Origin of the sequence: Microbacterium sp. Leaf351, from assembly GCF_001423825.1 — a bacterium.
Classification (GTDB): Bacteria; Actinomycetota; Actinomycetes; order Actinomycetales; family Microbacteriaceae; genus Microbacterium; species Microbacterium ginsengisoli.
The window spans coordinates 269701-279706 of record NZ_LMPK01000033.1; the positions used below are offsets into that span (position 1 = coordinate 269701).

Below are 10006 nucleotides of genomic sequence, written 5' to 3' on the forward strand. Positions count from 1 at the left end.
GTTGCTGGAGTGGGCGACGGTGCACAACAAGTACCGTTACGGCACCCCGCGCGGCCCCATCGAGGAGGCCCTCGCCGCCGGCCGCACCGTGCTGCTCGAGATCGACCTGCAGGGTGCTCGCCAGGTGCGTCAGGCGGCGCCCGACGCGACGCTCGTGTTCCTGCTGCCGCCGAGCTGGGACGAACTGGTGCAGCGTCTCGTCGGCCGCGGCACCGAGGACGCGGAGGAGCGAGAGCGCCGCCTGCGCACGGCGAAGGTGGAGCTCGCCTCCCAGAACGAGTTCGACTACCGCGTGGTGAACCAGGATGTCGCCGCCGCCGCGCGCGAGGTCGTAGAATTGGCGAAGGCTTCCGCGCCCGCTTCGTAGCGCGCCGTCTTCCGCCGTCATCCCCGAACCAGGAGGTTTCGCCATGGCAGGGACCAATCAGGGCATCATCGACCCGCCCATCGACAGCCTTCTCGAGAAGGTCGACTCCAAGTACCAGCTCGTGATCTACGCGTCGAAGCGCGCCCGTCAGATCAACGACTACTACTCGGACCTGCAGGAGGGCAACCTCTTCGACAACGTGGGCCCGCTCGTCGACTCGACCATCGAGGACAAGCCGCTCACGATCGCGATGCACGAGATCCACGAGGACAAGCTGCGGCTGCGTCCCGCCGAGTAACACCCGCCTTCTGCACCGCGGCCCCGTGACATGATGTCCGGGGCCGCGCGCATGATGGCGTTCCCATCTTCTCCAGGAGCTTCGATGAGCCAGCTGCGACTGTTCACCTCCGAGTCCGTCACCGAGGGGCATCCCGACAAGATCTGCGACCAGATCTCGGACAGCATCCTCGACGCCCTCCTCACCGTCGACCGCGACGCGCGTGTCGCCGTCGAGACGCTCGTGACCACGGGGCTCGTGCACGTGGCGGGCGAGGTGCGCACGTCGGGCTGGGTCGACATCCCCGGCATCGTGCGCGGAGTCGTGAACCGCATCGGCTACACCTCGAGCGACACCGGCTTCGACGGCGACTCCTGCGGGGTCAGCGTGTCGATCGGCGAGCAGTCGAGCGACATCGCGCACGGTGTGGATGCCGCGCTCGAGCACCGCGAGTCCGGCTCGAACGACCCGATCGAGCTGCTCGGCGCAGGCGACCAGGGCATCATGTTCGGCTACGCCACGAACGAGACGCCGCAGTACATGCCGACCGCCATCTGGACGGCGCATCGCATCGCCGAGCGTCTCGCCGAGGCGCGTCGCTCGGGTGCGCTGCCGTTCCTGCGGCCCGACGGCAAGACGCAGGTGACACTCGGCTACGAGGGCGCCGTGCCGCGCACGGTCGAGACCGTCGTGCTCTCGACCCAGCACCAGCCCGACATCTCGCAGAAGGCGCTGCGCGCCGCGGTGCAGGCGGAGGTCATCGACCCGGTGCTCGAGCTGACGGGTCTGGCGACGACCGACGTGCAGTACTTCATCAACCCGGCCGGGCCTTTCGTCACCGGTGGCCCGAAGGGCGACGCGGGTCTGACGGGCCGCAAGATCATCATCGACACCTACGGGGGAGCGGCGCGGCACGGCGGCGGCGCCTTCAGCGGCAAGGACCCGTCGAAGGTCGACCGCTCGGCCGCCTACGCGCTGCGCTGGGTCGCCAAGAACGCGGTCGCCGCGGGTCTCGCCGACCGTCTCGAGGTGCAGGTCGCCTACGCGATCGGCAAGGCCAACCCGGTGGGCCTCTACGTCGAGTCGTTCGGCACGGGGCACGTTGCCGACGAGCACATCGTCGCGGCGATCCGCGAGGTGTTCGATCTGCGTCCGGCGGCGATCATCGAGCAGCTCGATCTGCTGCGCCCGATCTACGCGCAGACGGCGGCATACGGCCACTTCGGCCGCGAGCTGCCCGACTTCACCTGGGAGCGCACCGACCGCGTCGACGCGCTCCGCGCCGCTGCCGGACTCTGACCGCGACGCCGTGACGAGCGATGAGCCGCGGCGGCTGACGGTCGCGCGCGTCCTCGTCGACTCTCCGCTGCCGCAACTCGACCGCCTGTTCGACTACGCGGTGCCCGCGGAGCATATGGATGCCGCGACCCCCGGCGTGCGCGTGAAGGTGCCGCTGCGTACCGCGGGTCGCGTAGTCGACGGGTTCATCGTCGAGATCGCCGAGGCTGTCGCGCCCGAGCGTCCGCTGTCGGAGCTCGAATCGGTCGTGTCGTCGGTCGCCGTGCTGCCGGCATCGCTCTACGCGCTCGCCCGTCGCGCGGCCGACCGGGCCGCCGGGTCGGCGTCCGACATCCTGCGTCTCGTGGTGCCCAAGCGCATGGTGCGGGCGGAGAAGGCGTGGCTCGCCCGTCCCGCGCCCGAGGTCCCGCACGTCGACGCCGAGCGACTGCGGACGGCCCGCGGCATCCTGGCCGACTATCCGACGCTCGAGGGCGCACTCGCGCAGGGCGCGCGGCTCGCCGTCGACGCCCCACCCCGACCCTCGCGCCTCGGCGACGGCACCGACGTGGGCGCCTGGGCCGTGCTGCTCGCCGCCGCGGCGACCGTCACCCTCGCCGAGGGTCGCAGCGCGGTGCTGGTCGTGCCCGACTATCGCGACCAGGAGCAGCTGCTGGCAGCCCTCGCCGACCTCGCCCCGGCCGACGCCGTGGTGCGCGACGATGCGCGCGAGAGCGGGCCGGAGCGGTACGCCGCCTACCTCCGCATCCTCGCCGAGGCCCCGTGCATCGTGGTGGGCAAGCGCTCGGCCGCCTACGCTCCCGCGGCGCGCACGGGGCTCGTGGCGCTCTGGGACGACGGCGATCCACTGCTCGCCGAACCCCTGAGCCCCGGGGTGCACGCGCGCGACGCCGCCCTGGTGCGCCAGGAGCTCGAGGGCCACACGCTGCTGTTCGCGGGTCACACCCGCACAACCGACGTCGAGCGGCTGGTGCAGCTCGGCTGGGTCACCGACGTGCCCGCGCGGCGCCGCGTGTCGCCGAAGGTCGTGCTGAGCGCACCCGACGACGCCGCATCGCGCGCCCGCATCCCGTCGTCCGCGTTCGCGGCGATGCGCGAGGGGCTGCGTCAAGGACCGGTGCTCGTGCAGGTCGCGCGCCCCGGCTATGCGCCGGTCGTCCTGTGCGCCGAGTGCCGGCGCCCCGCGCGCTGCCTGCACTGCGGCGGCCCCCTGCGGGCCGACGCCCCGCGCGGCGTGCCCGAGTGCGGCTGGTGCGGCCGTCGCGCGCACGGCTGGGCGTGCCCGCACTGCGCGGGCAGCACCTTCCGCCTCGCATCGGCGGGGACGGAGCGCACCGCCGACGAGCTCGGCCGCGCGTTCGCGGGCATGCGGGTGATCGTGGCCGACGGCGCCCACCCCCGTGAACGCGTCGACGACGCACCCGCCCTCGTGATCGCGACGCGCGGCGCCGAGCCGATCGCCGCGGGCGGATACCGTGCGGTCGTGCTCCTCGACGGCGAGCGGATGCTGCTCGCCGAGGATCTGCGCATCGGCGAGGCGTGCCTGCGCTGGTGGGCGAACGCGGCGGCCCTCGCGCGGCCCGGCGCGCCGGTGCATCTCGTCGGGGTGACCGGGCCCGCCGCACGGGCGCTCGCCACCTGGACGCCGGCGGCCTACGCCCGCGCAGAGCTCGCCGAACGCGCACCGCTGCGCATGCCGCCGACCGTGCGCATCGTGCGCATCGAGGGCACGCCCGAACGGGTGCAGCAGGCGGTGCAGGATGCCGCGGCCCACGCACCCCTTCCCGCCGACGCCCTGCTCGGACCCGTCGCGCTCGACGACGGGCGCGTGCGGGCGCTGCTGCGCGTCGACTACGCCGCCGGCGCCGACACGATGCGGTCGCTGCGCGCGAGCGTCGTGGCCGCGGCGATCTCCGGGCGACGCCCGCCGAAGGGGCGACCACCGGTGCCGCGCAATACACTGAACGTCCGGGCCGACCTTCTCGACGTCGACCTGTGACCCGCTCGACGACCCAGTGTCGCGATGCCCGCGGTCGTCCACGAACAGGGAGCCCATGCGTCTGATCTTCGCCGGTACGCCGGCGGCCGCGGTGCCGTCTCTGCGTGCCCTTGCGGCCTCCTCGCACACGATCGCGACGGTCGTCACGCGCCCGGATGCCCCGATCGGCCGCAAGCGCGTGCTCACCCCGTCGCCGGTCGCGGCGACCGCCGACGAGCTGCAGCTGCCGACGCTCAAGACCCGTCGCCTCGACCCCGAGGCATCCGCTCATCTCGAGGCCCTCGACGCCGATCTCGGCGTGATCGTCGCGTACGGCGGGCTCGTGCGCGAGCCGCTGCTGAGCGCCCCGCGCCTCGGCTGGATCAACCTGCACTTCTCGCTGCTCCCGCGCTGGCGGGGCGCCGCCCCGGTGCAGCACGCGCTGATCGCGGGCGACGCCGAGACCGGATCGAGCGTGTTCCGTCTCGTCGCGGAGCTCGACGCCGGTGACGTCTACAGCGAGGTGCGCTACCGCGTCCCGCCGCTCGCGACGGCCGCCGACGTGCTGCGCGAGCTGTCGATCATCGGCGCGGAGCAGATCGTCGGCGTGGTCGACGCCCTCGCGGCCGGAACGGCCGTCGCGACGCCCCAGGCGGGCACGCCGACCCTCGCGCCGAAGCTCGACGCCGCCGACGGACGGCTCGACGTGACACAGACCGCCGACGTCGTGCTCGGGCGGTTCCGCGGGGTCACCCCGGAGCCGGGCGCCCACCTCGTCGTCGACGGTCAGCGCCTGAAGGTGCTCGCCGCCCACCGCGCCGAGTCCACCGCCCGCCCTGCCCCGGGTCAGCTCGCCCTGCAGGGCCGCGAGGTGGTGGTCGGCACGGCCGACGACGCGATCGCGCTCGAGCGGGTGCAGCCGGCGGGCAAGGCGGCGATGGTCGCCGGCGACTGGTGGCGCGGCCTGCGGGTCGACGAGCTGCGGGTCGAGAAATGACCGCCCCCGCTCGCCGTGTCGCGTTCGAGGTCATCCGGGCCGTGCACGCCGACGACGCGTACGCGAACCTGCTGCTGCCCGCCGCCATCACCCGCGCCGGGCTGAGCAGCGCCGATGCGGCGCTCGCGACCGAGCTCACCTACGGCACCCTGCGCCGCGAAGGCACCTATGACGCGGTCATCTCGCTCGCCGCGGGCCGCGACATCGCGCTGATCGACCCGCCCGTGCTCGACGCGCTGCGGCTCGGCGCCCACCAGATCCTCGCGACGCGCATCGCGTCGCATGCCGCCGTGCACGACACCGTCGATCTGGTGCGGCGCGAGATCGGCCCCGCCGTGACCGGCTTCGCGAACGCGGTGCTGCGCCGGATCTCCCGCGACAACCCCGGCGACTGGTTCTCCCGCATCGCCGACGAGGCGCGCTCCGACGACGAGCGCCTCGCGCTGCGGTTCTCGCACCCGGTCTGGGTGGTCCGCGCCTTCCGTCGCGCCCTCGCCGCCGAGGGCCGCGCCGACGAGCTCGAAGCGCTGCTGACCGCCGACAACGCGGCACCGGGCGTCACGATGGCGGCGCTCCCGGGGCTCGTCGATCCTGACGCGGACAGCGCCCGCACCCCGTACTCGCCCGTCGGCTTCCGACTCGCCGGCGGCGACCCGGAGCCCGTCATCACCGCGGCGGGCGGCCGGGTGCGCGTACAGGACGAGGGATCCCAGCTCGTCGCCCTGGCGCTCAGCCGCCACGCCCCCGTGCGCGCGGGGGAGCGGTGGCTCGACCTGTGCGCGGGGCCGGGCGGCAAGACCGCACTGCTCGCGGCCGAGGCCCTCGCGCACGGAGCCGTCCTCGATGCGAACGAGCCGGTTCCGGCCCGCGCGGGACTGGTGCGCCGTTCGGTGGCCGCCGTGCCGCTCCCGGTCGACGTCTCCGAGCTCGACGGGCGCGAGCGGGCGGCGAGCGCCGCGGGTGCGTACGACCGCATCCTCGTCGACGCGCCGTGCACGGGTCTCGGCGCGCTGCGCCGGCGTCCCGAGGCGCGGTGGCGCAAGCAGTCATCGGATGTCGCGGACCTCACCCCGCTGCAGCGGGAGCTGCTGTCCTCGGCTGTGGGCGCGCTGGCCCCGGGCGGCGTGGTCGCGTACGTCACCTGCTCCCCGCATCTCGCCGAGACGCAGGGCGTCGTGGCCGACGTGCGCCGCGAGTGGGGCGACGCCCTCGAGCCGGTCGACGCCCGCGAGGTGCTGCAGCGGGTCGCCCGGCGCCCGCTCGATCTCCCCGAGCCGGCGTCCGACGACGGACACGCCCAGCTCTGGCCCCACCGCCACGGCACCGACGGGATGTTCCTCGCGCTGCTCCGACGTCGCTGACGTCCCGGGTGGCGAGGTCCGGCCCGGGATAATGGGGGAGTGAGCGACATCCGCATCAATCCCTCCATCCTCTCCGCCGACTTCGTGAACATGCAGGCGGACCTCGACCGCATCGCGACCGCAGACTTCGTGCACGTCGACGTCATGGACAACCACTTCGTGCCGAACCTCACGTTCGGGCCGCAGATGGTGCAGCGCATCCAGGAGACGAGCCCGGTGCCGCTCGATGTGCACCTGATGATCGACGACGCCGACCGCTGGGCCCCCGGTTACGCCGAGCTCGGCGCGGCATCCGTCACCTTCCATCTCGAGGCCGCGACCGATCCGATCGCCCTGGCCCGCACCCTGCGCGGCATCGGCGCGCGCGCCGGCGTCGCCATCAAGCCCGGAACCCCCGGCGAGGGCCTGTACGACGTGCTCGACGAGTTCGACCAGATTCTGGTGATGACCGTCGAGCCGGGCTTCGGCGGACAGTCGTTCATGACTTCCACGATGCCGAAGCTGTCGGCGCTGGCCGCCGAGGCGCGTCGCCGAGGATCGTCGGTGTGGCTGCAGGTCGACGGCGGCATCGGCGAGTCGACGATCGCCCAGGCCGCCGAGGCGGGCGCCGACACCTTCGTCGCCGGCTCCGCGGTGTTCGGCGCCGACGACCCGGCCCGCGCGATCGAGGCGCTGCGCAGCGGCGCCGCCCGTCACGCCCACGCGCACTGAGGCGGGCCTGGGCCCGAGGGGGCCGCGCGGTTCGCTACCCTTGCAGGGTGAAGTCGTTCGACGAGCTGTTCGCTGAGCTCACCGTCAAAGCCCAGGAGCGTCCCGCCGGTTCCGGCACGGTCGCCGAGCTCGATGCGGGTGTGCACGCGATCGGCAAGAAGATCGTCGAAGAGGCCGCCGAGGTGTGGATGGCCGCGGAGTTCCAGTCCGACGCCGAGGCGGCGGAGGAGATCTCCCAGCTGCTCTACCACCTCCAGGTGCTGATGCTCGCGAAGGGTCTGACCCTGCAGGACGTCTACCGACATCTGTGACCCGCGCCGGCCCCGCCGGCACGAGGCATCCGCTCATCACACGACCGCAGAGAAGACCATGCTCAGAATCGCCGTGCCCAACAAGGGCTCGCTCGCCGAGACCGCAGCCGAGATGCTGCAGGAGGCCGGGTACACCGGCCGACGCGATCCCAAAGACCTCTACGTGCTCGACGCCGCCAACGACGTCGAGTTCTTCTACCTCCGCCCTCGCGACATCGCGACCTACGTCGGCTCGGGCGCGCTCGATGTCGGCATCACCGGCCGCGACCTGCTGCTGGACGCCCGCATGCCCGGTGCACGCGAGATCGAGACGCTCGGCTTCGCCGATTCGACGTTCCGGTTCGCGGGCCCTCCCGGCCGCTTCCGCGAGCTGAGCGACCTGCACGGGCTGCGCGTCGCCACGGCCTACCCCGGCCTCGTCGACGGCTACCTCGACGAGCAGGGCGTCGCCGTCGACCTCGTTCCCCTCGATGGCGCGGTCGAGTCGGCCGTGCAGCTCGGTGTGGCCGATGCGGTCGCCGACGTCGTGTCGACGGGCACCACGCTGCGCCAGGCGGGCCTCGAGATCTTCGGTCCCGTGCTGCTGCAGTCCGAGGCCGTGCTCATCAGCGGCAGCACCGAGCCCGACGGTCTCGACACCCTGCTGCGACGCCTGCGCGGCGTGCTCGTGGCGCGCCAGTACGTGATGGTCGACTACGACCTGCCGCTGGTGCTGCTCGACCAGGCCGTCGCCGTCGCCCCCGGCATCGAGTCGCCGACCGTGTCGCCGCTGCGCGACCCCGAGTGGGTCGCCGTGCGGGTGATGAGCCCCCGCAAGGGCGTCAACCGCGTCATGGACGACCTCTACGCGCTCGGCGCCCGAGCCATCCTCGTCACCGAGATCGCCGCCGCGAGGCTCTGATGAGCGTCGTCACGCGGGTGATCCCGTGCCTGGATGTCGCGGCCGGCCGCGTCGTGAAGGGCGTGAACTTCGAGAACCTCCGCGACATGGGCGACCCGGTCGAGCTCGCCCGGCTCTACTTCGCGCAGGGGGCCGACGAGATCACCTTCCTCGACGTCACCGCGACCGTCGACGAGCGGGCGACCACCTACGAGGTCGTGCAGCGCACGGCCGAGGAGGTCTTCATCCCGTTGACCGTGGGCGGCGGCGTGCGGGCGACCGACGACGTGGCGCGCCTGCTCGCCTGCGGCGCCGACAAAGTGGGCGTCAACTCAGCCGCCATCGCACGCCCCGAGCTGCTCGGTGAGATCGCCGATCGCTTCGGCGCTCAGGTGCTCGTGCTCTCCCTCGACGTGAAGCGCTCGGCGGCGACGCCCAGCGGATTCGTCGTCACCACCCACGGCGGACGCACCGAGACATCCCTCGACGCCCTCGCCTGGGCGCAGGAGGCCATCGAGCGCGGCGCCGGCGAGCTGCTGGTGAACTCCATCGACGCCGACGGCACGAAGGACGGCTTCGACCTCGAGCTCGTCGCCCTCATGCGCGAGATCTCGAGCGTGCCCGTGATCGCCTCGGGCGGCGCCGGCCGTGCGGCCGACTTCGCCCCCGCTGTGCGCGCGGGCGCCGATGCGGTGCTGGCGGCGAGCGTGTTCCACTCGGGCCAGCTGACGGTGGGCGATGTGAAATCCGCCCTCGTCGCCGACGGAGTGGAGGTACGCCGATGACGGGCTCGCTCGACGAGCGCATCGCCGCCGTCGCGTTCAACGCCGACGGTCTCGCCCCCGCGATCGTGCAGCAGTGGGACACCCACGAGGTGCTCATGCTGGGGTGGATGGATGCCGAGGCGCTCCGTCGCACGTTGACCACCGGTCGCGTCACCTACTGGTCGCGGTCCCGCCAGGAGTACTGGCGTAAGGGTGACACGTCGGGCCACATCCAGCTCGTGAAGTCGGCACACCTCGACTGCGACGGCGACGCACTGCTGATCGAGGTCGACCAGGTGGGGCCCGCGTGCCACACGGGCCTGCGCAGCTGCTTCGACACCGCCGACCTCGACGCGGTCGACGGCGTGGCGGGGGAGGAGCGCCCGTGATCGCCCGTGCGCGTCTGATCGCCGTGCTCGCCGCGCTCGTCGCCGGGGCGATCGGCATCATCTCCTCGACGCAGACGTGGGTCGACGTCATCCTCACGGCCGGCTCTGCTCCCGATATCGCGGTCGCCGGAAACGATGCCGTGCCGGTGCTCGCGCCGCTCAGCCTCGCCGCGCTCGCACTCGGCCTCGCGCTGTCGATCGTCTGGCGCATCCTGCGGTATGTCTTCGGCGCCCTCGCCCTCGCGGGCGCCGTGTGGCTGTTCATCCTGACGCTGCAGGTCGTGACGGGTCCGCCGGTGGCCGCGGTCGCCGCGCCCATCACCAAGGCCACCGGCATCGCCGGGTCGGCCGCGATCGCCGCGCTCATCGACCATGCCGTGGTCTCAGGCTGGGCGTGGGGCGCGCTGTTCGGCTGGGTGCTGCTCGCCGTCAGCGGCGCGTTCACCCTCGCCACCGCCCACCGGTGGCGCACGGGTGGTCGGCGGTACGAGACATCCACCGCGGTCGTCGCGGCCACCGGGCCACTCGACGCGGTCGACTCGTGGGACTCCCTCTCGCGCGGCGACGACCCGACCGACGCGGGCCGCGCCGCACCGGAGGACGAAGACGAGACCACTAGACTGGACGGGCGTTCGCACGCTCCCGAAGGAGGATCATGACCGACTCGATTGG

Annotated in this window: 12 protein-coding genes; all 12 read left to right on the forward strand. The window is 73.0% G+C overall.

Features of this window, described 5'->3' with window-relative positions; genetic code table 11:
* On the forward strand, positions 1–367 hold a 367-nt coding region (locus ASG00_RS17960), incomplete at its 5' end, for a guanylate kinase (RefSeq protein ID WP_442922633.1).
* A 43-nt stretch (positions 368–410) separates the two neighbouring features.
* Positions 411–665 carry a DNA-directed RNA polymerase subunit omega gene (gene rpoZ / locus ASG00_RS09640; RefSeq protein WP_045248098.1) on the forward strand — a complete coding sequence of 85 codons (255 nt, stop codon included), beginning with the start codon at positions 411–413 and terminating at the stop codon, positions 663–665.
* An 84-nt stretch (positions 666–749) separates the two neighbouring features.
* Positions 750–1943 (forward strand): methionine adenosyltransferase, encoded by a 1194-nt coding sequence (gene metK / locus ASG00_RS09645; RefSeq protein ID WP_056208999.1) that lies wholly within the window; start codon positions 750–752, stop codon positions 1941–1943.
* Between the two features lie 10 nt (positions 1944–1953).
* Positions 1954–3942, forward strand: a complete 1989-nt coding sequence (locus ASG00_RS09650) for a primosomal protein N' (RefSeq protein ID WP_235557345.1) — start codon at positions 1954–1956, stop codon at positions 3940–3942.
* A gap of 55 nt (positions 3943–3997) precedes the next feature.
* Positions 3998–4918, forward strand: coding sequence for a methionyl-tRNA formyltransferase (fmt, locus tag ASG00_RS09655; RefSeq protein ID WP_056209002.1), 921 nt, complete (start codon positions 3998–4000; stop codon positions 4916–4918).
* Positions 4915–6279 (forward strand): RsmB/NOP family class I SAM-dependent RNA methyltransferase, encoded by a 1365-nt coding sequence (locus ASG00_RS09660; protein ID WP_056209005.1) that lies wholly within the window; start codon positions 4915–4917, stop codon positions 6277–6279. The genes fmt and ASG00_RS09660 overlap by 4 nt, the downstream gene beginning before the upstream one ends.
* Before the next feature lie 39 nt (positions 6280–6318).
* Complete coding sequence (gene rpe / locus ASG00_RS09665) at positions 6319–6990, forward strand: ribulose-phosphate 3-epimerase (RefSeq protein ID WP_056209010.1); 672 nt, start codon at positions 6319–6321, stop codon at positions 6988–6990.
* Positions 6991–7037: 47 nt separating this feature from the next.
* Positions 7038–7301, forward strand: coding sequence for a phosphoribosyl-ATP diphosphatase (locus ASG00_RS09670; RefSeq protein WP_045248103.1), 264 nt, complete (start codon positions 7038–7040; stop codon positions 7299–7301).
* A 58-nt stretch (positions 7302–7359) separates the two neighbouring features.
* The gene (gene hisG, locus ASG00_RS09675; RefSeq protein WP_045248104.1) at positions 7360–8202 is read left to right on the forward strand and encodes an ATP phosphoribosyltransferase; all 843 of its coding nucleotides are present in this window, start codon (positions 7360–7362) and stop codon (positions 8200–8202) included.
* Positions 8202–8966, forward strand: a complete 765-nt coding sequence (gene hisF / locus ASG00_RS09680) for an imidazole glycerol phosphate synthase subunit HisF (RefSeq protein WP_045248105.1) — start codon at positions 8202–8204, stop codon at positions 8964–8966. The genes hisG and hisF overlap by 1 nt, the downstream gene beginning before the upstream one ends.
* The gene (hisI, locus tag ASG00_RS09685) at positions 8963–9334 is read left to right on the forward strand and encodes a phosphoribosyl-AMP cyclohydrolase (protein WP_056209013.1); all 372 of its coding nucleotides are present in this window, start codon (positions 8963–8965) and stop codon (positions 9332–9334) included. The genes hisF and hisI overlap by 4 nt, the downstream gene beginning before the upstream one ends.
* The gene (locus ASG00_RS09690; protein WP_082483185.1) at positions 9331–9993 is read left to right on the forward strand and encodes a Trp biosynthesis-associated membrane protein; all 663 of its coding nucleotides are present in this window, start codon (positions 9331–9333) and stop codon (positions 9991–9993) included. The genes hisI and ASG00_RS09690 overlap by 4 nt, the downstream gene beginning before the upstream one ends.
* Positions 9994–10006 lie beyond the last annotated feature (13 nt).

Excerpts from the sequence above, each read along its gene's own strand:
- rpoZ (WP_045248098.1), top strand. The coding sequence starts at position 411 with ATGGCAGGGACCAATCAGGGCATCATCGACCCGCCCATCGACAGCCTT.
- metK (WP_056208999.1), top strand. The coding sequence starts at position 750 with ATGAGCCAGCTGCGACTGTTCACCTCCGAGTCCGTCACCGAGGGGCAT.
- fmt (WP_056209002.1), top strand. The coding sequence starts at position 3,998 with ATGCGTCTGATCTTCGCCGGTACGCCGGCGGCCGCGGTGCCGTCTCTG.
- ASG00_RS09660 (WP_056209005.1), top strand. The coding sequence starts at position 4,915 with ATGACCGCCCCCGCTCGCCGTGTCGCGTTCGAGGTCATCCGGGCCGTG.
- hisG (WP_045248104.1), top strand. The coding sequence starts at position 7,360 with ATGCTCAGAATCGCCGTGCCCAACAAGGGCTCGCTCGCCGAGACCGCA.
- hisF (WP_045248105.1), top strand. The coding sequence starts at position 8,202 with ATGAGCGTCGTCACGCGGGTGATCCCGTGCCTGGATGTCGCGGCCGGC.
- hisI (WP_056209013.1), top strand. The coding sequence starts at position 8,963 with ATGACGGGCTCGCTCGACGAGCGCATCGCCGCCGTCGCGTTCAACGCC.